Annotated in this window: 20 protein-coding genes; 9 read left to right on the top strand and 11 right to left on the bottom strand. The window is 60.7% G+C overall.

The genetic code is table 11. From position 1 onward, the window contains the following. Position 1: 1 nt before the first annotated feature. Entirely contained in the window at positions 2–1,237 is a 1,236-nt protein-coding gene (locus tag M0746_RS08330) for a 3-methyl-2-oxobutanoate dehydrogenase (2-methylpropanoyl-transferring) subunit alpha (protein ID WP_208940703.1), read from the bottom strand. Positions 1,238–1,422: 185 nt separating this feature from the next. Between M0746_RS08330 and bkdR the strand changes: the two genes are divergently transcribed. Then, positions 1,423–1,911: a Bkd operon transcriptional regulator BkdR gene (gene bkdR, locus M0746_RS08335; RefSeq protein WP_025111414.1), complete on the top strand. Its 489-nt coding sequence runs from the start codon at positions 1,423–1,425 to the stop codon at positions 1,909–1,911. A 184-nt stretch (positions 1,912–2,095) separates the two neighbouring features. On the opposite strand, the gene M0746_RS08340 is transcribed toward bkdR, so the two are convergent. Then, entirely contained in the window at positions 2,096–2,959 is an 864-nt protein-coding gene (locus tag M0746_RS08340; protein WP_258448774.1) for an MBL fold metallo-hydrolase, read from the bottom strand. A gap of 91 nt (positions 2,960–3,050) precedes the next feature. On the opposite strand from M0746_RS08340, the gene M0746_RS08345 reads away from it, so the two are divergent. The 3 genes from M0746_RS08345 to M0746_RS08355 all read left to right on the top strand — a co-directional run bounded on the left by M0746_RS08345 (position 3,051) and on the right by M0746_RS08355 (position 5,614). Beyond that, positions 3,051–3,392, top strand: a complete 342-nt coding sequence (locus M0746_RS08345; protein ID WP_093102455.1) for an ArsR/SmtB family transcription factor — start codon at positions 3,051–3,053, stop codon at positions 3,390–3,392. 167 nt (positions 3,393–3,559) lie between these two features. Beyond that, positions 3,560–4,804 carry an NAD(P)/FAD-dependent oxidoreductase gene (locus M0746_RS08350; protein ID WP_258448775.1) on the top strand — a complete coding sequence of 415 codons (1,245 nt, stop codon included), beginning with the start codon at positions 3,560–3,562 and terminating at the stop codon, positions 4,802–4,804. Positions 4,805–4,813: 9 nt separating this feature from the next. Beyond that, a complete protein-coding gene (locus tag M0746_RS08355; RefSeq protein ID WP_258448776.1) occupies positions 4,814–5,614 on the top strand; it encodes a sulfite exporter TauE/SafE family protein in 801 nt (266 codons plus the stop codon). A gap of 45 nt (positions 5,615–5,659) precedes the next feature. On the opposite strand, the gene M0746_RS08360 is transcribed toward M0746_RS08355, so the two are convergent. The 6 genes from M0746_RS08360 to M0746_RS08385 all read right to left on the bottom strand — a co-directional run bounded on the left by M0746_RS08360 (position 5,660) and on the right by M0746_RS08385 (position 12,034). Then, positions 5,660–6,940: a TRAP transporter large permease gene (locus M0746_RS08360; RefSeq protein ID WP_258448777.1), complete on the bottom strand. Its 1,281-nt coding sequence runs from the start codon at positions 6,938–6,940 to the stop codon at positions 5,660–5,662. Beyond that, positions 6,940–7,467 carry a TRAP transporter small permease gene (locus M0746_RS08365; RefSeq protein ID WP_258448778.1) on the bottom strand — a complete coding sequence of 176 codons (528 nt, stop codon included), beginning with the start codon at positions 7,465–7,467 and terminating at the stop codon, positions 6,940–6,942. Before M0746_RS08365 ends, M0746_RS08360 begins: the two co-directional genes overlap by 1 nt. A gap of 77 nt (positions 7,468–7,544) precedes the next feature. Beyond that, a complete protein-coding gene (locus M0746_RS08370) occupies positions 7,545–8,519 on the bottom strand; it encodes a TRAP transporter substrate-binding protein (protein ID WP_258448779.1) in 975 nt (324 codons plus the stop codon). 60 nt (positions 8,520–8,579) lie between these two features. Next, entirely contained in the window at positions 8,580–9,473 is an 894-nt protein-coding gene (locus M0746_RS08375; protein WP_258448780.1) for an SMP-30/gluconolactonase/LRE family protein, read from the bottom strand. A gap of 30 nt (positions 9,474–9,503) precedes the next feature. Continuing rightward, positions 9,504–10,328, bottom strand: coding sequence for an NAD-dependent epimerase/dehydratase family protein (locus tag M0746_RS08380; RefSeq protein WP_208940710.1), 825 nt, complete (start codon positions 10,326–10,328; stop codon positions 9,504–9,506). Between the two features lie 410 nt (positions 10,329–10,738). Next, positions 10,739–12,034 carry an OprD family porin gene (locus M0746_RS08385; protein WP_423815354.1) on the bottom strand — a complete coding sequence of 432 codons (1,296 nt, stop codon included), beginning with the start codon at positions 12,032–12,034 and terminating at the stop codon, positions 10,739–10,741. 307 nt (positions 12,035–12,341) lie between these two features. Here M0746_RS08385 and M0746_RS08390 point away from each other — a divergent pair, with 307 nt between their 5' ends. From M0746_RS08390 to M0746_RS08400, 3 genes are all read left to right on the top strand, one after another. Continuing rightward, complete coding sequence (locus tag M0746_RS08390) at positions 12,342–13,997, top strand: MFS transporter (RefSeq protein WP_258448781.1); 1,656 nt, start codon at positions 12,342–12,344, stop codon at positions 13,995–13,997. After that, positions 13,994–15,136: an HlyD family secretion protein gene (locus M0746_RS08395; RefSeq protein ID WP_093102428.1), complete on the top strand. Its 1,143-nt coding sequence runs from the start codon at positions 13,994–13,996 to the stop codon at positions 15,134–15,136. The genes M0746_RS08390 and M0746_RS08395 overlap by 4 nt, the downstream gene beginning before the upstream one ends. Positions 15,137–15,212: 76 nt before the next feature. Further along, positions 15,213–15,833, top strand: a complete 621-nt coding sequence (locus M0746_RS08400) for a TetR/AcrR family transcriptional regulator (protein ID WP_090282838.1) — start codon at positions 15,213–15,215, stop codon at positions 15,831–15,833. Positions 15,834–15,984: 151 nt separating this feature from the next. Here the strand turns inward: M0746_RS08400 and preA are convergent, their stop codons facing one another. The 3 genes from preA to hydA all read right to left on the bottom strand — a co-directional run bounded on the left by preA (position 15,985) and on the right by hydA (position 20,232). Then, positions 15,985–17,259, bottom strand: coding sequence for an NAD-dependent dihydropyrimidine dehydrogenase subunit PreA (preA, locus tag M0746_RS08405; RefSeq protein WP_258448782.1), 1,275 nt, complete (start codon positions 17,257–17,259; stop codon positions 15,985–15,987). Next, positions 17,260–18,627, bottom strand: a complete 1,368-nt coding sequence (locus M0746_RS08410) for an NAD(P)-dependent oxidoreductase (RefSeq protein ID WP_258448783.1) — start codon at positions 18,625–18,627, stop codon at positions 17,260–17,262. 165 nt (positions 18,628–18,792) lie between these two features. After that, positions 18,793–20,232: a dihydropyrimidinase gene (gene hydA / locus M0746_RS08415; protein ID WP_258448784.1), complete on the bottom strand. Its 1,440-nt coding sequence runs from the start codon at positions 20,230–20,232 to the stop codon at positions 18,793–18,795. Positions 20,233–20,855: 623 nt separating this feature from the next. Here hydA and M0746_RS08420 point away from each other — a divergent pair. Both M0746_RS08420 and M0746_RS08425 read left to right on the top strand, forming a co-directional pair. Next, positions 20,856–22,340, top strand: a complete 1,485-nt coding sequence (locus M0746_RS08420) for an NCS1 family nucleobase:cation symporter-1 (protein WP_258448785.1) — start codon at positions 20,856–20,858, stop codon at positions 22,338–22,340. Positions 22,341–22,551: 211 nt separating this feature from the next. Further along, positions 22,552–23,835 carry a Zn-dependent hydrolase gene (locus M0746_RS08425; RefSeq protein ID WP_258448786.1) on the top strand — a complete coding sequence of 428 codons (1,284 nt, stop codon included), beginning with the start codon at positions 22,552–22,554 and terminating at the stop codon, positions 23,833–23,835. Positions 23,836–24,174: the final 339 nt, after the last annotated feature.

Consider the following 24,174-nt stretch of genomic DNA (forward strand, 5'->3'; position numbering starts at 1 on the left):
CTCAGATCCCCAACTGCTGACGCTGGCGCTTCAAGTGCTCCGGCATCTCTTTGTAGACGTCTTCGAACATGGTCGCGGCGCTTGGGATCTGGCCGCCGGCAAGAGTGCCGTACTGTTCGGCCTGTTTCTGCGCGGCGATCACTTCGGCTTCTAGTTCGGCGCTGACGGCGGCGTGTTCTTCGTCCGACCAGTGACCGACCTTGATCAGATGCTGTTTCAGACGCGCAATCGGATCGCCGAGCGGGAAGTGGCTCCAGTCATCGGCCGGGCGGTATTTGGATGGATCATCAGAGGTCGAGTGCGGGCCGGCGCGGTAGGTGACCCATTCGATCATGGTTGGGCCGAGGTTGCGTCGCGCACGTTCAGCGGCCCAGGCAGAAGCGGCGTAGACCGCGTAGAAGTCATTGCCATCGACCCGCAGCGAGGCGATGCCGCAACCGACGCCGCGTCCGGCGAAGGTGGTCGCTTCACCACCGGCGATGGCCTGGAAGGTCGAAATCGCCCACTGATTGTTGACCACGTTGAGGATCACCGGCGCACGATAAACGTGGGCGAAGGTGAGGGCGGTGTGGAAGTCTGATTCGGCGGTGGCGCCGTCACCGATCCATGCCGAGGCAATCTTGGTGTCGCCCTTGATCGCCGAGGCCATGCCCCAGCCCACGCCCTGAATGAACTGGGTGGCGAGGTTGCCGGAGATCGTGAAGAAACCAGCATCCTTGACCGAGTACATGATCGGCAACTGACGGCCCTTGAGCGGATCGCGCTCGTTGGACAGCAATTGGCAGATCAGATCGACCAACGGCACATCGCGGGCCATCAGAATGCTTTGCTGGCGATAGGTCGGGAAGCACATGTCATCGATGTTCAGCGCCAACGCCTGGGCGCTGCCGATGGCTTCTTCGCCAAGGCTCTGCATGTAGAACGACATTTTTTTCTGGCGCTGGGCGACGACCATGCGGTTGTCGTAGATGCGCGTCTTGAGCATCGCGCGCATGCCTTTGCGCAGGATCTCGACCGGCACGTTTTCCGCCCACGGACCGAGGGCGTTGCCCTGATCGTCGAGCACGCGAATCAGGCCTCGCGCCAGGTCAGCGGTGTCGGCAGGTTCTACATCAATGGGAGGTTTGCGCACCGTGCCTGCGTCGGTCAGATGCAGGTAGGAAAAATCGGTTTTGCAGCCTGGGCGGCCCGAGGGTTCAGGGACGTGCAGACGCAGCGGTTCATACGCTTGGGTCATGGCTTCTACGCTCGATCTTGTGAATTTCTTGTAGTGAGCTGGCAATCATTCCTCGGTAGAAGAAATCTTGTCCTACAACAATCATAGGCGCGGCCAAGAAGAATATTTATCTGTGTTTCGTTGCGCTGAAGGTGATTTGCAGATAGAAATTCTGCATAAACATAAAAAGCAGGTGGTTTTGTCTCATGCGCAAACTGGACCGTACCGACATCGGCATTCTCAACAGCCTTCAGGAGAATGCGCGGATCACCAACGCCGACCTCGCCCGCTCGGTCAATCTATCGCCGACGCCGTGCTTCAATCGGGTCAAGGCCATGGAAGAACTGGGGCTGATCCGCGAGCAGGTGACGCTGCTGGATGCCGACCTGCTGGGGCTGCACGTGAACGTATTCATCCACGTCAGCCTGGAAAAACAGGTCGAAGAAGCGCTGCAGCATTTCGAGGAAGCCATCTCCGATCGTCCGGAAGTGATGGAGTGCTACCTGATGGCCGGCGACCCGGACTATCTGATCCGGGTGCTAGTGCCGACGATTCAGTCGCTGGAGCGCTTCATGATGGATTTTCTGACCAAGGTGCCGGGGGTGGCGAATATCCGCTCGAGTTTCGCCCTGAAGCAGGTGCGCTATAAAACCGCGTTGCCACTACCCGCCAACGGCCTGACCCTGGGCGCATAACGTGATCTGATCTGATCCCCCGACCCGACCCGACCCGACCTGCCGAGGCCGATCGTTCCCACGCTCCGCGTGGGAATGCATCCCGTGACGCTCTGCGTCACTTCCTGAAGCGGAACGCGGAGCGTCCCTGGCGGCATTTCCACGCAGAGCGTGGGAACGATCAGCTTTGGGGCCTGACCAAGGGTCAGAGTTTGTTGAGCGGAATCTTCAGGTACACCACGCCATTGTCTTCCGCCGCCGGCAAATTCCCCGCGCGCACGTTCACCTGAATGGCCGGCAACAACAGCGTCGGCATACCCAGGCCGGCATCGCGCCGGGTGCGCATTTCGACAAACGTCGCTTCGTCGATGCCGTCATGCACATGGATATTGCTTTTACGCTGCTCGCCGACCGTGGTTTGGCAATGTGATTGGCGGCCTTCGGGCGGGTAGTCGTGACAAACGTACAGCTTGACGCTGGCGGGAAAGGCCAGCAGTTTCTGGATCGAAGCGAACAGCTGATGAGCATTGCCACCGGGGAAGTCGCAGCGCGCCGTGCCGACATCCGGCATGAACAGCGTGTCGCCGACCAGAATCTGCTCGCCGTCGATCAGATAGGCCATGTCGGCCGGGGTGTGGCCGGGCACATGCAGGGCGGTGGCTTTGAGATTGCCGATGTGGAATGACTCGTTCGGCGCGAACAGATGATCGAACTGCGAACCGTCGACCGAGAACTCCGGCTCCAGATTGAACAGCGTCTTGAACACGTTCTGCACTTGGCTGATCGAGGCACCGATGGCGATTTTCCCACCCACCTTCTGCCGCAGATACGGCGCAGCGGAGAGGTGATCGGCGTGGGCGTGGGTCTCCAGCAGCCATTGCACTTGCAAATGATGCGCCTCGACAAACGCAATGATCCTGTCCGCCTGCACGGTGCCGGTACGCCCGGCGGCACCGTCGTAATCGAGCACCGGATCGACGATTGCGCATTGGCCGCCGTCGACTTCATAGACCACGTAGCTGTAGGTCGAAGAGGCGGGGTCGAGGAAAGCTTCAATCTGCGCGGGCATGGACACCAACCTGAACGAGGAAAATGGGTTGCAACACTTTATCTAAAAACATAATGTTCGCAGCTTAAGTGACCTTCAAGGCCTCGTGCAAATGCAATCCAGTCTGACCGAATGTGAAGTCGCCCAACTGCGCGCCTCGGCCTCCAAGGCCTGCGCGCTGCTCAAGGCTTTGGCCAATGAGGATCGCCTGCTGATCCTCTGTCAACTGACCCAGGGCGAACGCAACGTCGGCGAGCTGGAAACCATGACCGGCGTGCGCCAGCCGACGCTGTCCCAGCAATTGGGCATCCTGCGTGACGAAGGGCTTGTCGCGACCCGCCGAGAAGGCAAGTACATCTTTTACGGCCTCGCCAGTCACGAAGTGATCCAGGTGATGAAGACCCTGTCCGGGCTTTATTGCGGGGCGGTGCTCAAAACTCTGGGCCATCAATAAATGCCAGCCGGAACACAACTTACCCTGTGGGAGCTGGCTTGCCAGCGATGAGGGCTTATCAGCCAACATTTATGTGACTGACACACCGCTATCGCTGGCAAGCCAGCTCCCACAGGTTCTTTGGTTTGACCCGAACAAATCCTTGCGTGCAGCAAAAGGAACAAGCAATGAACGATCAACACTGGGGCCCATCCATCAGTGCCGATATCGTGGTCATCGGTGGCGGTTCGGCCGGGATTGCGCTGGTCGCCAGCCTGCTCAAGCGCGATCCGGCGCTGAACATCACCGTGATCGAACCGAGCAGCCATCACTATTACCAGCCGGCGTGGACACTGGTCGGCGGCGGCGCTTTCGACGTCAAGGACAGCGTCCGCCCGATGAGCAACGTCATGCCCCGGCAAGCCAACTGGGTGCAGGCGGCAGTCACAGCAATCGACCCTGAGCTACGTCAACTCAAGCTCAACGATCAGCGCACGGTCAGCTATCAGAACCTGATCGTCTGCCCCGGCCTGCGCCTGGCCTGGGAGAAAATCGAAGGCCTGCAGGACAGTCTCGGCCAGCACGGCGTGACCTCCAACTACAGCTATCAGCATGCGCAATACACCTGGGATCAGGTGCAAAAGCTGCGCGGTGGCCGTGCGCTGTTCACCCAACCGGCGATGCCGATCAAGTGCGCGGGCGCGCCACAAAAAGCCTTGTACCTGTCCTGCGATCACTGGCGCAAAAGCGCGGCGCTGAACAATATCGAGGTCGAATTCAATCTGGCCGGTGCCGCGCTGTTTGGCGTGGCGACCTTCGTGCCGCCGTTGATGAAATACATCGAAAAATACAACGCGCAACTGGCCTTTAACTCAAATCTGGTGAAAGTCGACGGCCCGGCGCAAACCGCCTGGTTCGAGGTCAAGGATGCCGAGGGCAACGTCAGCCGCGTGGCGAAAACCTTCGACTTGCTGCATGTCGTACCGCCGCAGGTTTCGCCGGATTTCATCGCGCACAGTGCGCTGGCCGACGCCGCTGGCTGGTGCGAGGTCGACCCGCACAGCCTGCAACATCCGCGCTTTGCCGAGGTGTTTGCCTTGGGAGATATCTGCGGCACGACAAATGCGAAAACCGCCGCGGCGGTGCGCAAGCAAGTCGTGGTGGTTGCGCAAAATCTGTTGGCCGCGCGTCAGCAACAAGCGCTGCCGCTGAAGTACGACGGCTACGGTTCCTGCCCGCTGACGGTGGAGAAGGGCAAGGTGATTCTGGCCGAGTTTGGCTATGGCGGAAAACTGCTGCCGACCTTTGCCCTGGACCCGACCCTTGCGCGCCGCTCGGCGTGGTGGCTCAAGGCGACGCTGCTGCCATGGTTCTACTGGAACGGCATGCTCAAAGGCCGCGAATGGCTGACCGGCCTGTCCAGAGTCGACTGAGAAAACCTTATGTGGCTGGCAAGTGTGTTTGGCGTGGTGATGGGCCTGGTGCTGGGTTTGACCGGCGCTGGCGGCGGGATTCTTGCGGTGCCGGCGCTGGTGCTCGGGCTTGGCTGGAGCATGACGCAAGCGGCGCCGGTGGCGTTGTTTGCGGTGGGCAGCGCGGCGGCAGTCGGCGCTATCGATGGCTTGCGCCACGGCCTGGTGCGGTATCGCGCGGCGCTGCTGATCGCAGCATTAGGGGCGGTGTTTTCGCCATTGGGGATCTATTTCGCGCATCAGTTGCCGGAAAAGGTGCTGATGATCCTGTTTAGCCTGCTGATGGTCATGGTCGCCTGGCGCATGTTCAGAAAAGAGCGCCAGCAAGCGGGGCCGAGCGATCACGGTCACGCCAGCTGGGGCCAGAAAAACTGCATGCTCAACGAGCAGACCGGGCGCTTCGACTGGACCGCCAAATGCACCGCGACCCTGGCGGCGTTGGGCGCGGTTACGGGGGTGGTTTCGGGTTTGCTCGGGGTCGGTGGCGGTTTTCTGATCGTGCCGGCGTTCAAGCAACTCACCGATGTGCAGATGCGCGGCATTGTCGCCACCTCGTTGATGGTGATCAGTCTGATTTCTGCGATGGGTGTGATCGGCGCGTTTCACGCCGGCGTGCGGATCGACAGCCAGGGCGCGGCGTTCATTATCGCCAGCGTGGTCGGCATGATCATCGGCCGCAAACTCTGTGCGCGGGTGCCGGCGCGGGCCTTGCAGCTCGGGTTTGCAAGTGTCTGCGTGGTGGTGGCGGGGTACATGTTGCTGCGGGCCTGAGGTAAAACCATCGCAGCCCGGCCTGGGCTGCGATGGGTCAGCGGTTTACAACACCAGGTGCGGCAGCCACAGGGAAATGGCCGGCACGTAGGTCACCAGCAGCAGTACCAGGAACAGCACGCCGTAGAACGGCAGCAGCGCTTTCACGGTGCTTTCGATGCTGACTTTGCCTATCGCCGAACCGACGAACAGCACGGCTCCCACCGGCGGTGTTATCAATCCGATCCCCAGGTTGACCAGCATGATCATGCCGAACTGCACCGGGTCGACCCCGATCCCGAGAATCACCGGCATCAGGATCGGCGTAAGGATCAGGATCAGCGGCGCCATGTCCATCACCGTGCCGAGCAACAGCAGCATGACGTTGATGCACATCAGGATCACGTAACGGTTGTCCGACAGGGTCAGGAACAGCGTGGTGATCTTCGCCGGAATCTGCATCAGGGTCATGACGTAGCCGAAGCTGGCGGCGAAACCGATCAGGATCATTACGATGGAAATCGTCCGCACGGTGCGGTGCATCAGTTTCGGCAGTTCGCTCCACTTGTAGTCGCGGTAGATGAACATGGTCACGAAGAACGACCACAGCACAGCGATGGCCGCCGATTCGGTGGCGGTGAAAATACCCGAGAGGATACCGCCGAGAATGATCACCATGGCCATCATGCCCCACAGCGCTTCGCCGACGATTTTCAACGCCTGGCGCATCGGGATCACTTCACCCTTGGGGTAGTTGCGCTTTTTCGCGAAGATCAGGCACAGCACCATCAGGCACGCGCTCATCATCAGGCCCGGGACGATGCCGGCCATGAACAGCGAGGCAATCGACACCGTACCGCCGGCAGCCAGCGAGTAGAGCACCGAGTTATGGCTTGGCGGGGTGAGCAGGGCTTGCACCGAGCCGCTGACGGTCACGGCAGTGGAGAAGTCCCGCGGATAGCCCTTGCGTTCCATTTCCGGAATCAACACCGAACCCACCGAAGCGGTATCCGCTACCGAGGAGCCGGAGATCGCGCCGAAGAACGTCGAAGCGACGATGTTGACCAGTGACAGGCCGCCGCGCACGAAACCCACCAGTACGCCGGCACACGCCACCAGGCGCCGCGACATGCCGCCCTCGGCCATGATCGCCCCGGCCAGGACGAAGAACGGAATCGCAAGCAGGGAGAACTTGTTCACCCCCGAGGCGACCTGAATCATCACCGCCTGGAACGGAATGTCGATCCACCACGCACCGATCAGCGCCGCAGCGCCCAGCGCGTAGGCGACCGGCATGCCGATCAGGATCAATACGATAAAACTGCCCAGCAGAATCAGAGCGTCCATTAAGCGGTACCTTCACTTTCTTCAACCAGGTCGAACTGCACGACCCGACGTTTGCTCTGGTCACCGAGCAAGAGTTTTTCCAGCACGAAAATCAGCGTCAGCAAGCCGCCCACGGGAATCGGCAGGTAGGTCACGCCAACGCGCAAATCGGGCAGGGCGGCCATGAACTGGTTCCAGGTCGACATGCACAGCTTGGCGCCCCAAATGGTCATGAAGATGCAGATCGCGGCCATCAGCAGTTGGGAGAAAATCGCCGCGGCGGATTTCAGCTGCGGCGGCATGCGGTCGGTGAGCATGGCCACGGCCATGTGCGCACCGGCGCGGTAACTGGCGGCGGCGCCGATGAAGGTGAACACCATCATCAAAAGGATCGCCGTGGGCTCCGGCCAACTGGAGCCGGTGCCGAGCACGTAGCGGGCGAATACGCCCCAGGGGATCATCAGGGAGATTGCCAGGACAGACAGGCCGGCGACCCAGATGCACGTCATGTAGATCTTGTCGTTGATACGCAGCAGCAGATTCTTCATCGGGTTCCACCGTAACCGGGCGCGCCTCGAACAGCAGGCGCGCCGGGCCTTTTTCATGAGTACGGAGCGGGAGGGCGTTACTGAACGGCTTCGATTTTCTTGATCAGGTCAGCGTATTTCGCGCCGTACTTCTCGCGTACCGGAGCGGTGGCGTCGTAGAAGGGTTTCTTGTCGACGGTGATGAACTCGACGCCGGCGGCCTTGAGTTTTTCTTCGCTGGCAGCGGACTTCTTGTCCCACAGTACGCGTTCTTCAGCCTGGGCAGCCTTGGCAGCTTTCTTGACCAGGGTCTGCTGATCCGGAGTGAGTTTTTCCCAGGTGATTTTCGACATCACGATCGGCTCTGGCAGGATCAGGTGACCGGTCAGGCTGTAGAACTTGGCGTTCTGGAAGTGGTTGTGTTCGAGCAGGGTCGGCGGGTTGTTTTCCGCGCCGTCGATCACCCCGGTCTGCAGGGCGCTGAAGATCTCGCCGGTGTCCATGGCGATACCGTTGCCGCCCATTGCGTTCATCATGTCGATGAACATCGGGTTGCCCTGCACGCGGATTTTCATGCCTTTGAGGTCTTCGAGATTGCGCACCGGTTTCTTGGTGTAGATGTTGCGCGTGCCGCCGTCCATCCAGGCCAGGGCCACCAGGCCGAATTCGGAGTTGGTGATCTTGTCGAGGATCTCGTCGCCCACCGGACCGTCGATGACGTTACGCATGTGCTGTTGATCGCGAAAGATGAACGGCATATTGAACACGTTCACGTCCGGCACCACCGGGCCGACGATCCCCAGGCTGACGCGCGACAGCTGGACCGCGCCGACCTGCATCTGCTCGATGACTTCCTTTTCCGAACCCAGCACACCGCCCGGGAAATACTGGAAAGTCAGCTCGCCGTTGGTTTCCTTGGTCAGGGTATCGCCCATGGATTTTTCTGCCACCACGGTTGGGTAACCGGCGGGGTGAATGTCGGCGAATTTCAGTTTCATCTCCGCCTGAGCGGCACCGGCAAAGGTGAAGATCAGCGGGAGTGCAGCGGCGAGCAAGGTGCGTTTGAAGTTCATGGGGGTGAGTCTCCAGTCTTGTTATTTTTGTGTTCAAGGCGCAGCGGTGCAGCAGAGGGTTTAAAGCAAATCGTTGAACAGTGGTTCGGCGAGTCCTTTGACGCCGGGCTTCAGGGCAAACACGCCACCGGCCAGGGATTGCGGATCGTGGTCGTCGCCGGGGCGAATCGAGGCGACAAACAGGGTGCTCATGTCGCTGCCGCCGAAGGCACACATGGTCGGTTTCTTCACCGGCACTTCCAGTGAAAAATCCAGACGACCGTCCGGGGCGAAACGGTGAATCAGGCCGGCGTCGTTGGCGCAGATCCAGTAGCAACCTTCGGCATCCACGGCGGCGCCATCGGGGCGGCCGGGGAAGTGGTTCATGTCGACAAACACCCGGCGGTTCGACGGCGTGCCGGTCTCGGTGTCGTAGTCGAACGCCCAGATCAGTTGCACCTCGGGATGCGAATCCGACAGGTACATGGTCTTGCCGTCCGGGCTGAAGCCGAGGCCGTTGGGCACGATGAAACCGTCGAGTTGCGCTTCGACCACACCGGACTGCCCGGCACCGTAGCGATAGAGTCGACCTTCAGGCGCATTCAGGCCCATGTTCAGCACCATGCTGCCGGCCCAGAAACGCCCTTGACGGTCGCAGCGACCATCGTTGAGGCGCATGTCGGCGCGGCTGTGTTCGACGCTGGCGAGCAATTCGCTGTCGAGGCTGCCGTCGCTGTGCGGGTGCAGGCGAAAGAAACCGCTTTCCATGCCGGCCACCCAGCCACCGCTGCGGTGGCGGCTGATGCAGGCGAGCATTTCTGGCGCTTTCCACGACGCCACGTGCCCGCTGTCGGCGCTCCAGCGTTGCAGCCCGCCGTTGGGAATGTCCACCCAGTACAGGGCGTTTTCCTCGGCGACCCAGACCGGGCTTTCGCCCACAGCGTTGCGCGCATCGACGATCAATTCGGCTTGCATACTGATTACCTCGTGTCGTGGTCGCGGGGATCAGTCGCCGAACGGGCCGGCCGCTACAAAGGCGCCGCCCTGATAGATTCGCGCCGGATCATCGGCGGCCGGCATCGGTTGTGCTTCGACCTTGTCGCGGAACACTTCCGAGCTGTCCCTGGCTTCATAACCGAGGTGGCTGGCGTAGCGGTTGTCCCACCACACGTCTTTGTTGTCGGACATGCCGTAGACCACGGTGTGACCGACGTTCGGCGTGTACAGCGAACGCTCGAGCAGTTGCGTGAGGTCGTCGAAGCTCAGCCAGGTGTGCATCATCCGGCGGTTCTGCGGTTCCGGGAACGAGGAGCCGATGCGGATACTGACGGTTTCGATGCCGTAGCGATCGAAATAGAAGCTGGCCATGTCTTCGCCGTAGGACTTGGACAGACCGTAGTAACCGTCAGGGCGGCGCGGGGAACTGGCGTCGAGTTTTTCGTCTTGCTTGTAGAAGCCGATGACGTGGTTGGAGCTGGCAAAGATCACCCGCTTCACACCATGCTTGCGTGCGGCTTCGTAGATGTGAAACACGCCGCTGATGTTGGCGCCGAGGATTTCTTCGAACGGGCGCTCGACCGAGACACCGCCGAAATGCAGGATCGCGTCGACCCCATCGACCAGTTGATGCACGGCCTGTTTGTCGGCCAGATCGCAGAGTACGACTTCTTCGTGATCATCGACGGCCGGGGCGAGGGCGGCGATATCGGACAAACGCAGCACATTGGCGTAAGGACGCAGGCGTTCGCGCAGAACTTTGCCCAGGCCACCGGCAGCGCCGGTCAGCAGCAGGCGATTGAATGGAGCGCGCGGAGTAGAGGTAGAAGTCATGGCAATCCCTGAACACATTGTTATTAGGTTTGTTGTAGGTTGTCGTATGACTGCGCTGAAGTATCGGTAGGGTTCCCGGAACTTGTCAACGCGACTTTTGGTGTAGATGACGGAAGGGCCGAATCATTTTTCTGAACCCCTGATTCCCGCCTTGCAATGCAATCCCTTGTGGGAGCGAGCCTGCTCGCGAGGGCGGTGTGTCAGAGTCCATTACTGCCGAATCTGCCGCCGCCATCGCTGGCAAGCCAGCTCCCACAATAATCTGAGTCGGCTCCAATCCTTCTTTCCGCCACAAAACCCTGTGGGAGCTGGCTTGCCAGCGATGGGGCCCGCTCGAGCAATAAAAAAGGCTCCCGCTTACTTCAAGCTTTCGCGAGCAAGCTCGCTCCCACAGAGCAAACCACCAACCGTTACAACAACGAAATCGGATAGCTGATGAAAATCCGGTTCTCGTCGAACTCGTTGGTGCTGAAGTCGCGGCGGATGGTCGCGTTGCGCCATTTCACGTTGAGGCTTTTCAGCGGGCCGCTCTGCACGGTGTAGGCCAGTTCCGATTCGCGGCCCCATTCCTTGCCGTCGTTGGTGCTGGCGGTGTGCACGTTATCACCGCTGATGTAGCGGTTCATCAACGTCAGACCAGGAATGCCGAGGGCGACGAAGTTGTAGTCATGACGCAACTGCCAGGAGCGTTCCTTGGCGTTGTCATAACTGGCGTTGTAACTGTCGTTGGCCAGGGTCCCGCCGCTGGTGCCGTTGACCCGCATCCAGGCATCGTCACCGGTGAGTTTCTGCAGGCCGACGTAGAAGGTGTTGCCGCCGTATTTGGCCGAAAGCATGGCAAACGCGGTCTTGTTATCGAGGTCGCCGGCCTGAGCGCTGCCGTCTTCCTTGCCGGTGAAGAAACCGAGGTTGGCGCCCAGGGTCCAGTCGCCGAGCGGCTGGCTGTGGCTGAGGTTGAAATATTGCTGCTGATAGATATCGGTCAGCTCGGCGTACCACACGCCGACCATGGTGCGCTTGTCGTTGAACGTGTACTCGCCGCCGCCGAAGTTGAAGCGGTCCGAAGTGAACGCGCCGCGGCCGTTCATCGACATGTCTTCCATGCTTGCATCGTTGCGCGGGCTGTTGCCACGGAACTGGCCGCCGTAGACGGTCAGACCGTTGATTTCGGTGGAGGTGATCTGGCCACCGCGGAAGGTTTGCGGCAGCGAACGTCCGTCGTCGGAGCGCAGGATCGGCAACACTGGCATCCACTCACCGACTTTCAATTCGGTCTTCGACACCTTGGCTTTCAGCGCGACACCGAGGCGACCGAAGTTGTCCGCCGGGCGACCGTCATCGTGGATCGGCAGCAGTTGCGTGCCGCCGGTGCCTTTGCCGCCATCGAGCTTTTGCGAGTACAGCCCGAGCACATCGAGGCCGAAGCCGACGGTGCCCTGGGTGAAACCGGATTTGGCGTCGAGGATGAAGCTCTGCGTCCACTCTTCAGCCTTGCCCTGCGGGTTGGCCGGGTTGACGAAGTTGCGGTTGAAGTAGGCGTTGCGCAGGTTCAGCGTGGCTTTGCTGTCCTCGAGGAAACCTTCGGCCTGGGCGCTCATCGGCAGGGCGAGGACCAGACTGCTGCAGCCGATCAGGCTCAGGGTCGAACGGGGTTTGAAATTGGAAACAGGTGAAGGGCGGACGGAATTGCGGGCGAGTGTGCTCACTGTGACGCTCCCAGATTCGCTTGTTGTTTTTATTATTTGTCATACGTCGTCGTACAACATCGATGCGGATATTTCCCATATTTTCGGGGATTGTCAACAGCAAGTTATACGATGACTCCAGCGGGGCGCATTGTCCCCTGTAGGAGTGAGCCTGCTCGCGATAGCGGTTTGTCAGTGACGAAATCGATGACTGACACGCCGCTATCGCGAGCAGGCTCACTCCTACAGGGTTTTGTGTTGTCCAGGGAATGTGTGTTGCCGGGCGAATTGCGGCAAACTTGGCCCATCCTCCGCACAAGGCCTTTCGATGGATAAATACGCTCCGCGCCAATGGCAGCCGCACGAGAAGCCCAGCCTGCCCGGTTCGCCTTCGACGCCGTTGCACTCCAACCGCAAGCGCCTGGCCTATGCGCTGGTCGGTGTGCTGGTGGCGGTGACCGGCGGTTTGGGTAACTCGCTGGTGGTCGCCAACCTGATTTATCTGCAAGGCTCGCTCGGCGCGACCACTGCAGAAATGGCCTGGTTGCCGGCAGCCTTCGTGATGACCAACGTGTCGATGAACCTGCTTTTGGTGAAGTTTCGGCAGCAGTTCGGCTTGCGTGCTTTCACCGAGGTGTTTCTGGTGCTGTATGCGCTGGTGACCTTTGGGCATCTGTTCGTCAACGACCTGAATTCGGCGATAGCGGTGCGGGCGGCGCATGGCATGGTCGGCGCGGCGCTGAGTTCGCTGGGCCTGTATTACATGGTTCAGGCGTTCCCGGCGAAGTGGCGGCTAAAGGCACTGGTGCTTGGCCTCGGCACCTCGCAACTGGCGCTGCCCCTGGCGCGGCTGTTCTCCGAAGACCTGTTGCAGATTGCCGAGTGGCGCGGTTTGTACCTGTTCGAACTGGGCATGGCGCTGCTGTCGCTGGGCTGCGTATTGCTGCTCAAGTTGCCGCCGGGCGACCGCTTCAAGACCTTTGAAAAACTCGACTTCCTGACCTTCGCCATTCTCGCCACCGGCGTCGGCCTGCTCTGTGCGGTGCTGTCACTGGGGCGTATCGACTGGTGGCTGGAAGCCGACTGGATCGGCGTCGCACTGGCGGCGTCGATCGCGCTGATCATCATGGGCCTGGCCATTGAGCACAACCGTAGCAACCCGCTGCTGATGACGCGCTGGCTGGGCAGCGGAACGATGATCCGCCTGGCGCTGGCGGTGACCCTGATTCGCATGGTCACTTCGGAGCAATCCACCGGCGCGGTGGGTTTCCTGCAGAACCTCAACATGGGCTATGAGCAGTTGCACAGCCTGTACGTGGTGATGCTGATCGGCAGCATCGCCGGGCTGGCGACCAGCGCGTTGACCATCGACCCGAAACACTTGCTGATGCCACTGATCATCTCCCTGGCGCTGATGGCCACGGGGTCGGTGATGGACAGTTTTTCCAGCAACATCACGCGCCCGCAAAACATGTATGTCAGCCAGTTTTTGCTGGCGTTCGGCAGTACGTTTTTTCTCGGCCCGACCATGGTCTTCGGCACGCGCAACGTGCTGACCAATCCGCGCAATCTGGTGAGCTTTTCCGTGCTGTTCGGGATCTGCAACAACCTCGGCGGGCTGCTCGGCGCGGCACTGCTCGGGACCTTTCAGATCGTGCGCGAGAAATACCATTCCAGCCACATCGTCGAGCAACTGGTGATGTCCGATCCGCTCGTGGCGGCGCGCGTGCAAAGTGGTGGTGCGGCCTATAGCGGGTTTTTCGCCGACCCCGGCCTGCGCAATCTGGTCGGCATCCGCAGCCTCGCCAATGCGGCAACCCGCGAAGCGAACGTGCTGGCCTATAACGATGTCTTCATGCTGATCGCGGTCATTGCCGTACTGACCATGATCTGGCTTTCGATTCGCGCGTTGTGGCTGATGAGCACCACCAAAGCCATCGAGCCGACGCCTTCCGTACCATCAAGCGGTGCCACTTCTTCATGACCGAACCGACCACCACAACCACCAACGCAATTGCCGCCACGCCTGAAGGGCAGACGCCGCCGTCATCGCCAAACACCGCGCCACGCTCGCTGCGCGTGCGCATCATCTCGTCACTGGGCTTTGCCGCGATTGCCATCGTCGGCGTGCTGATCGTGCTGTACGCCTGGCAATTGCCGCCGTTCAGCAGCGCCGTCGAAACCACCGAAAACGCCTTGATTCGCGGGCAGGTGACGATCATCGGGCCGCAGCTCAGCGGCTATGTGTTTGAAGTGCCGGTGCAGGATTTTCAATACGTGAAGGCCGGCGATCTGCTGGTGCGTCTGGATGACCGGATCTACCAGCAGCGCCTCGATCAGGCGCTGGCGCAACTGGCAGTGCAGCGCGCGGCGCTGGCCAACGTGGTACAGCAACGCAACAGCGCCGAAGCGACGATCAAGTTGCGCCAGGCGGTACTGGCCGACAGTGAAGCGCAGTTGCGCAAGAGCGAGGCGGATCTGCGCCGCAACAAGGATCTGGTCAGCGACGGCTCGGTGTCCAAGCGCGAATTCGACGTGACCCTTGCCGCCAATGCGCAGAGCACCGCTGCCGTAGCGCAAGCCAAGGCCAACCTGGAAATCGCCCGCCAGGACCTGCAAACCGTGATCGTCAATCGTGGCTCGCTGGAAGCCGCCGTGGCCAGCGCCGAAGCGGCGGTAAAACTGGCGCGGATCGACCTGTCGAATACGCGCATCGTCGCCCCGCGCGACGGCCAGCTCGGGCAGATTGGCGTGCGCCTCGGCGCTTACGTCAACTCCGGTGCACAGTTGATGGCGCTGGTGCCGGATCAGAAATGGGTGATCGCCAACATGAAGGAAACCCAGATGGACAACGTCCGCGTCGGGCAACCGGTGCGCTTCACTGTCGATGCCTTGAACCACCGCAAATTCACCGGGCACGTGCAGCATATTTCCCCGGGCACCGGTTCTGAATTCGCCTTGCTGCAGGCCGACAACGCCACCGGCAACTTCGTCAAGATCGCCCAGCGCGTGCCGGTGCGGATCACCATAGATCCGGATCAGCAGGAAGAGGAGCGGTTGCGGCCGGGGATGTCGGTGGTGGTCAGCATTGACACCGCGGCGGGTGACACACAACCGCATTGAGCCTGTGGGAGCCTGGGTTTTCCATCCGTTGCAAGCGAATGCTAGTCTTGGTCAACGCTGTCGTCAGGGAGCCCACATGGGCAATCACAAGATCGAAATTCGCCGCAGCAACGTCGAAAAAATTCTGCTGGCGGCGGAAAAAGTCTTCGCCGAAAAAGGCTTCGGCAGTACCGCCATGGCCGACATCGCCGCCGAGGTGCAACTGCCACGCTCCAATCTACATTACTACTTTTCAACCAAGAGCGAGCTGTACAGCGCGGTGCTGTTCGACCTGCTCGAAGTGTGGAAGCAGGACGCGCTGTGCTTTGAGATGTTCGACGATCCGCGCGTTGTGCTCAGCAGTTACATCCGCGCCAAGATGAACCACTCGCGCAGCCGCCCGTACGGCTCGAAAGTCTGGGCCAACGAAATCATCCATGGCGCGCCGACCCTCGGCGAGGCGCTGGATGCCAGCCTGTATGACTGGGCGAAAATGAAGGAAGCGAAGATTCGCCAGTGGGTCGAGGACAAGCGGATTCTGCCGGTGGAGCCGTCGAGCCTGCTGTACATGATCTGGGCCTCGACCCAGCACTATGCCGACTTCGATCATCAGGTGAATATCCTGAACGAGCATCAGCCGTTGTCGGACATGCAGTTCGAGCGGGCGGTGCAGACGGTGACGAGTGTGATCTTGCGCGGGATCGGGTTGGAGCCCTAAGTCAAAAGATCGCAGCCTGCGGCAGCTCCTACATGATCGTTCCCACGCTCTGCGCGGGAATGCAGCCCGGGACGCTCTGCGTCCCATTGGAACGCGGAGCGTCCCTAGAGGCATTCCCACGCAGAGCGTGGGAACGATCAGTGGCGGTGGTTCAGGCACTTACGTGATACGGATTGCGCGGATCATGATTCCAGTCGAGAAACGGCTTGCCCGTTTCCATCGGCACCATCTCGATGCAGTCCGCCACCGGGCAGGTGATCTGGCACAGGTTGCAGCCCACACATTCGTCGTCGATCACCTCGTATTTATGCGTGCCGTCCGCCTGTTTCAAACTGCCGATCGCCTGGTGTGAGGTGTCTTCGCAAGCGATGTGACAGCGCCCGCAACCAATGCACGCCGCCTGATCAATCTTCGCAATCACCTGGTAGTTGATATCGAGGTATTTCCAGTCGGTGGTATTGCCCACCGCGCGCCCGGAAAACTCACTGATGTTGGCGTAACCCTGACTGTCCATCCAGCGCGACAAGCCGTCCTTCATCTCCTCGACAATGCGGAAACCGTGGAGCATCGCCGCCGTGCACACCTGCACCGCGCCGCTGCCCAGTGCGATGAATTCCGCCGCATCGCGCCAGCTGCCGATGCCGCCGATCCCGCAGATCGGCAAGCCTTGAGTCTGCGGATCGCGGGCGATTTCGGCGACCATGTTCAGTGCGATCGGTTTGACCGCCGAGCCGCAATAGCCGCCGTGGGTGCTTTTGCTGCCGACGGTGGGCAGGGCGACCATGTGCTCCAGATCGACGCTGGTGATCGAGTTGATCGTGTTGATGAGCGACACCGCATCGGCGCCACCGCGATGTGCGGCGCGAGCGGCGACGCGGATGTCGGTGATGTTCGGCGTCAGTTTGACGATCACCGGCAGCGAACAATAGGTCTTGCACCAGCGCGTCACCTGCTCGACGTACTCCGGCACCTGACCGACCGCCGCGCCCATGCCGCGCTCGGGCATGCCATGGGGGCAGCCGAAGTTCAGCTCGATGCCGTCAGCGCCGGTTGCCTCGACCAGCGGCAGGATGTGTTTCCACGATTCTTCCACGCACGGCACCATCAGCGAGACGATCAGCGCACGGTCGGGCCAGTCCTTTTTCACTTGGGTGATTTCGCGCAGGTTGATTTCCAGCGAGCGGTCGGTGATCAGCTCGATGTTGTTGATGCCCAGCACTTCCCGGTTATTGCCGTAATGCGCCGAATAACGTGAGGAAACGTTGACCGCTGCGGGGTCTTCGCCAAGGGTTTTCCAGACCACGCCACCCCAGCCGGCTTCGAAGGCGCGGACCACGTTATAGGCCTTGTCGGTGGGTGGCGCGGAGGCCAGCCAGAACGGATTCGGGGCTTTGATACCGGCGAAGACTATCGAGAGATCGGCCATTTACGCAGCCTCCACGTTGAGCATCAATTGCGCGTTGATCGCCTCGGCGGCGAGTTTGCCGTGCTGCACGGCTTGCACGGTGAGGTCCTGATCGAGGCTGGTGCAGTCACCGCCGGCATACACACCGGGGATGCTGGTGCGCAGGTTTTCATCCACTTGAATGCGCTCGCCCTGACGCTTGAGTTCACGCGCCAGCGGGTCGGCGAGGGCGCCGCCGTCGAAGCTCTGGCCGATGGCTTTGAAGATCGCGTCGGCGGCCAGCTCGAAGGTTTCGCCAGTGGCTTGCAGGCGACCGTCGACCAGATCGGTGCGGGCAAAACGCATGCCGCGCACATGGCCCTGAGCGTCGAGCAGCACTTCTTCTGGTTGCGCCCAAGTCAGCAAACGCACCTGATTGGCCTTGGCGATATCCTGTTCGTGCAGGGTCGCGCCCATGTCAGCGGCGCCGCGGCGATACACCAGATTCACATCCCGCGCACCGAGGCGGGCCATTTGCACGGCCATGTCGATTGCCGTGTTGCCGGCGCCGAGGACGATGCAGCGCTCGGCCAATGGCAGTTGCGTGAGGTCATCGGCCTGGCGCAGTTCGCGAATGTAATCGGTGGCGGCGAGCACGCCGGGTGCATCTTCGTGGGCCAGGCCGAGCTGCTTGCTGGCGTTGAGGCCGAGGCCGAGGAACACCGCATCGAACTGTTGATGCAGTTCGCTGAGGGTCAGGTTTTCGCCGAGTTTCTGCCCGTGGCGGATTTCGATGCCGCCGATCTGCAGGAGAAAATCCAGTTCCTTCTGCGCGTAATCGTCGACCAGTTTGTATTTGGCGATTCCGTATTCGTTAAGGCCACCAGCCTTGTCCCGCGCTTCGAAAATCACCACGTCATGCCCGTGCATGGCGCTGCGATGCGCACACGACAGACCGGCCGGCCCGGCGCCGACCACGGCGATGCGTTTACCGCTGCTGGCCGCGCGCTGGAACGGGTGTTCGGTGAAGTGTGCGTTGTCGACGGCGTAGCGTTGCAGCAGGCCGATCAGCACTGGCGCGCATTCCTGAGCGTTGTTGCGCACGCAGGCTTGCTGGCAAAGAATCTCGGTCGGACAGACCCGCGCGCAACTGCCGCCAAGAATGTTCGCCGAAAGGATTTTCTGCGCCGCGCCGGGTACGTTGTCCTGATGGATATTGCGAATGAACGAGGGGATATCGATCTCGCTCGGGCACGCATTGACGCACGGTGCGTCGTAGCAATACAGGCAGCGCGACGCTTCCAGATGCGCCTGCCGGGCATTGAGCGGCGGCGCCAGATCGGTGAAATGCCCGGCGAGGGCGGCCGCGCTTTCGTGCGGGTGGGGGAGGTGGTTCAGGGAGTCGATCACGGTTTTTTGCCTCACGGTTATTTGAGGTTCTCTGCCTCTGTCGGGCAGTGGGTTTTGTGGTGCTTGTGATGGCCTCATCGCTGGCAAGCCAGCTCCCACAGGGATCTATGGCGTTCACAAAACCTTGTGGGAGCTGGCTTGCCAGCGATAGGCCGAAGGCCGCCTTCAGCGTTTCACAGTTGTGGGCTTGTGCATCTCTGCCCGCTTGCTCAACAAATCAAACACCGCCGGATACGCCGGCCGTTCGATATAGCGCCCGGCGCCGCGTTCGGCGCGCAGGTCGCCGTCGGCCCAGACCAGCCGGCCCTGGCTGACCGTGTGGCTGGGCACGCCGCGCACGGTCTTGCCTTCGAAGATATTGAAGTCCACCTGCTGATGGTGGGTCTTGGCGGAAATCGTCCGCGTACCGTTCGGGTCCCACAGCACCAGATCGGCATCAGCGCCGACGCGGATCGCGCCTTTGCGCGGATAGAGATTGAAGATTTTCGCGGTGTTGGTGGAGGTGAGAGCGACGAAGTCCTGCATCGACAAACGGCCACTGTTGACGCCTTCATCCCAGAGCACCGCCATGCGGTCTTCGATGCCGGCCGTGCCGTTGGGAATCTTGCTGAAGTCGTCGCGCCCGGCGGCTTTCTGCTCGGCGCAGAAACAGCAGTGGTCGGTGGCGGTGGTGTGCAGGTTGCCGGCCTGCAAGCCATGCCACAGCGCCTCTTGATGCCCGCGCGGGCGGAACGGCGGGCTCATCACGTAACCGGCGGCGGTCTGCCAGTCGGGGTGTTGATAGACGCTGTCATCAAGCAGCAGATGCCCGGCCAGCACTTCACCGTAAACCGGCTGGCCCTTGCTGCGCGCATAGGTGATTTCGTCGAGGGCTTCCTTGGTCGAGACGTGCACCAGGTACAGCGGCGTACCGATGGTTTCTGCGATACGAATCGCCCGGCTCGCCGCTTCGCCTTCGACTTGTGACGGCCGCGACAACGGATGCGCTTCCGGCCCGGTGATGCCTTGGGCCATCAGCTTGCGTTGCAGGTGATAGACCAGCTCGCCGTTTTCCGCATGCACGGTCGGCACCGCGCCGAGTTCCAGGCAGCGCTCGAAGCTCGCCACCAGCGTGTCGTCGGCGGCCATGATCGCGTTCTTGTAGGCCATGAAATGCTTGAAGCTGTTGATGCCGTGGTGGCTGACCAGCTCGGCCATTTCCTCGCGGACCTGCTCGCTCCACCAGGTGATCGCCACATGGAAGCCGTAATCGGAGGCGGACTTCTGCGCCCAGCCGCGCCACTGATGAAACGCTTCCATCAATGACTGCTGCGGGTTGGGAATCACGAAGTCGATGATCGACGTGGTGCCGCCGGCCAGACCTGCCGCCGTGCCGCTGTAGAAGTCTTCACTGGCCACGGTGCCCATGAACGGCAGTTGCATGTGCGTGTGCGGATCGATGCCGCCGGGCATCAGGTATTGGCCGCTGCCGTCGAGCACTTCAGCGCCGGCCGGAATATCCAGGTTTGCACCGATGGCTTTGATCACGCCGTCAGCGCAATAGACGTCGGCGCGATAACTTTCATCATGGGTAACAACGGTGGCGCCACGGATCAACAGAGACATTCCGAGTTCCTCGCAGGCATGACCGACTGGTGTCGGCTCTAGATGTTTTATAGGTCTTCAGCACAGCAGGGTTTATTCCTGTCATGGCTGTCAGGAATAGAAACTAGTCGCGATTTTATAATTGAGCAAGAATATTTTTTATAAGCTTGGAATTGTTTTAAGTGCCTGAATAATAACGATAAAAAATATGATTCACCAAAATGGTGAGGCCGTTCACCATTTTGACGCACTTGACAGGATGGAAATATGAGCAAGATTTCCTATGTGAAATCAGCCGCTTGAAGTTGAGCTGCAGCGGTTCGCTCACAAGGAAAAAAATCACAGTGCACCAGATTGAGTCCTGACAGTTCGGACAACTTGCCCGACGTTTAGCCTGAGCGTTCAGACAAGTTTCCGCGGGCCGACTGGATAAATAATTAAAACTGATGAATATCAGAAAGTTGCAAAGCGTTTAAAGCTCGGCCCTGTCGCTATGCGGGACACCCGGCACGTTTATTGATGCCGCCGCTGACACCATGGCCGGTGCATGAAAGTTGTCAGTTCCTCCGGCCATCGTCCGGCTCGCACCTGCGTGTGCCAGCCGCCTGATGAGCAAAAATAATCAGAAGAACAGTGGAGCGGCCATGCAACAGATCAGATCGCAAGTGAGCGAGCGCGACGGCTTGTTCGAGCTCGAAGCCGGCAGCGACGTCCTCGACAGTCCCCGTTATAACCACGACATGGCACCGACCAAGGTGCACGAACGCAGCTGGAACAAATGGCACATCACCGCGCTGTGGGTCGGCATGTCGATCTGCGTGCCGACCTATACGCTGGGCGGCGTACTCACCGCCTATTTCGGCCTGACGGTCGGTGAAGCGCTGCTGGCGATTTTGTTCGCCAACATCATCGTGCTGATTCCCCTGACGCTGAACGCATTCCCCGGGACCAAGTACGGCATCCCGTTTCCGGTGCTGCTGCGCTCGTCGTTCGGCATTCTCGGCTCCAATGTACCGTGTCTGATTCGCGCGCTGGTCGCGTGTGGCTGGTTCGGCATTCAGACGATGTTCGGCGGGCTGGCGATCCACCTGTTTCTGGGCTCGGTGTTCGAGGGTTGGAAATCCTTGGGCGGCACCGGTGAGGTGATCGGTTTCATGGTGTTCTGGGCGCTGAACCTGTGGGTGGTGATTCGCGGCGCCGAGTCGATCAAGTGGCTGGAAACCCTGTCCGCGCCGCTGCTGGTGGCGGTCGGTATTGGCCTGCTGGTGTGGGCGATGCCCAATGTGTCGATGAGCGAGCTGATGGCGATCCCGGCCAAGCGTCCGGAGGGCGCCAGCGTGGTCGGTTACTTCGCGGCGGGGCTGACGGCGATGGTCGGTTTCTGGGCCACGCTGTCACTGAACATTCCTGACTTCAGTCGCTACGCCAAAAGCCAAAAGGACCAGATCCTTGGGCAGATCATCGGCCTGCCATTGACCATGTTTCTGTTCGCCGCGCTCGGCGTGGTGATGACCGCGGCGTCGGTGAAACTGGTCGGCGTCACCGTGTCGGATCCGGTCACGCTGATCGGTCATATCCAGAGCCCGGTGTGGGTGGCGGTGGCCATGGCGCTGATCATCATCGCGACGCTGTCGACCAACACCGCAGCCAACATCGTCTCGCCCACCAACGACTTTCAGAACATCGCGCCAAAGGTCATCAACCGCACCAAAGCAGTATTGCTGACCGGCCTGGTCGGGCTGGCGCTGATGGCCCATGAGTTGCTGAAGAAGCTCGGTTTGATCGTGTCCGATGTCAGCCTGGAAAGCGTGTATTCCAACTGGCTGCTGGGCTATTCGAGCCTGCTCGGGCCGATTGCCGGGATCATGGTGGTGGACTATTTCCTGATCAAGAAACAGCAACTGGACCTGGCCGGCCTGTACCGCGACGACGTGTACCCGGCATGGAACGGCGCCGGGTTCATCGCCTTCGGCGTGCCGGTGCTGCTGACCTTGCTGTCGCTGGGCAGCGATGCGTTCAGCTGGTTTTACAGCTACGGCTGGTTCACCGGCTCGGCGCTGGGCGGTTTGATCTATTACGGGTTGTGCGTGATGCGCGCACAGCCTTCGGTCGTTAAATCAGCGGTGTAAGTGAGGGCCCCATCGCTGGCAAGCCAGCTCCCACAAGGATTGAGTCGTACACATATTGTGTCTTCAACCCAGAACCTGTGGGAGCTGGCTTGCCAGCGATGGCGGCCTGACAGACACCACAGCAGTATCCTTGATCGTTCCCACGCTCTGCGTGGGAATGCAGCCCGGGACGCTCTGCGTCCCTATCGGTATCAACACTGAGGAGATCCCCATGAACGCAGCCGTCGACGTTCTGCAATCGAACCATCAGCACATCAACCGCGATCGCCTGTGGGCCTCGCTCATGGAGCTGGCCAGACTCGGCGCGACGGTCAAGGGCGGCGTCTGTCGCCTGGCCCTGACTGACCTCGACCGCCAGGCCCGTGACCTGTTCGTGCAATGGTGCAAGGAGGCCGGATGCAGCGTCACGGTGGATGCCGTAGGCAACATTTTCGCTCGCCGCCCGGGCCGTAATCCCGACCTGCCACCGGTGATGACCGGCAGTCACATCGACACCCAGCCCACCGGCGGCAAGTTCGACGGCTGCTTCGGCGTACTGGCCGGTGTCGAAGTCCTGCGTACTCTCAACGACCTCGGTGTGGAAACCGAAGCGCCGCTGGAAGTGGTGGTCTGGACCAACGAAGAAGGCTCGCGCTTCGCCCCGTGCATGATGGGCTCGGGCGTGTTCGCGGAAAAATTCACCCTCGCCGAAACCCTGGCCAAGGTCGACGCCGACGGGGTCACGGTCGGCGAAGCGCTCAACGCCATCGGCTATGCAGGTTCGCGCAAAGTCAGCGGACACCCGGTCGGCGCCTATTTCGAAGCGCACATCGAGCAAGGCCCGATTCTTGAGGATGAAAAGAAAACCATCGGCGTGGTCCTCGGCGCGCTGGGGCAGAAGTGGTTCGACCTCAAATTGCGCGGCGTCGAAGCCCACGCCGGCCCGACCCCGATGCACCTGCGTAAAGATGCACTGGTCGGCGCTGCAGTGATCGTCGGCGCCGTCAACCGCGCCGCCCTCGGCCACCAGCCGCACGCCTGCGGCACGGTCGGGTGCCTGCAAGCCTATCCCGGTTCGCGCAACGTGATTCCCGGCGAAGTGCGCATGACCCTGGATTTCCGTCATCTGCAACCGGCGCGTCTGGATTCGATGATTGCTGAGGTGAAGCAAGTCATCGAAGCCACTTGCCAGGCTCACGGCCTCACTTATGAACTGACACCGACTGCCGACTTCCCGCCGCTGTACTTCGAAAAAGGCTGCGTCGAAGCAGTGCGCGGCGCGGCGCAAGGGCTGGGCCTGTCACACATGGACATCGTCAGCGGCGCCGGCCACGACGCGATTTTCCTCGCCGAACTCGGCCCGGCCGGGATGATCTTCGTCCCGTGCGAAGGCGGCATCAGCCACAACGAAATCGAAAACGCCGCCCCGGACGATCTGGCGGCGGGGTGTGCAGTGCTGCTGCGGGCGATGCTGGCGGCATCGGCGATGGTGGCCGATGGCAAAGCGGCGGCTTGAAAAAGCAAAAAAACAGGCCATCGATAAAACCAGCAAAGATCGATGGCCTGAGTAGACGCCGCCGTGCCATGCAGACTTCGAGCATCCAATGCTTCTGTCACATTTCCGTCATGAGAGTGTGCGATTTTTCCGCTGCCTGAGACATGAGGTAACAGGTGGTGAGCAGACTTACGCTCTGCTTTCGCAAAGGAAAATGGATTCTAAGGAAGTGTGATGTCGACGTTTTGCCAGATTATGGACAAGTCTGAGAGTGGCGGGTGCGGGTGCAAGATCCCATCCAGCGTATTAAGCAAAATCCTGTCGGAAACCTCAGCGGCCAGTACTGTTTCTGATGACAGG

Source organism: Pseudomonas sp. S11P7, from assembly GCF_023195435.1.
Classification (GTDB): Bacteria; Pseudomonadota; Gammaproteobacteria; order Pseudomonadales; family Pseudomonadaceae; genus Aquipseudomonas; species Aquipseudomonas fluorescens_G.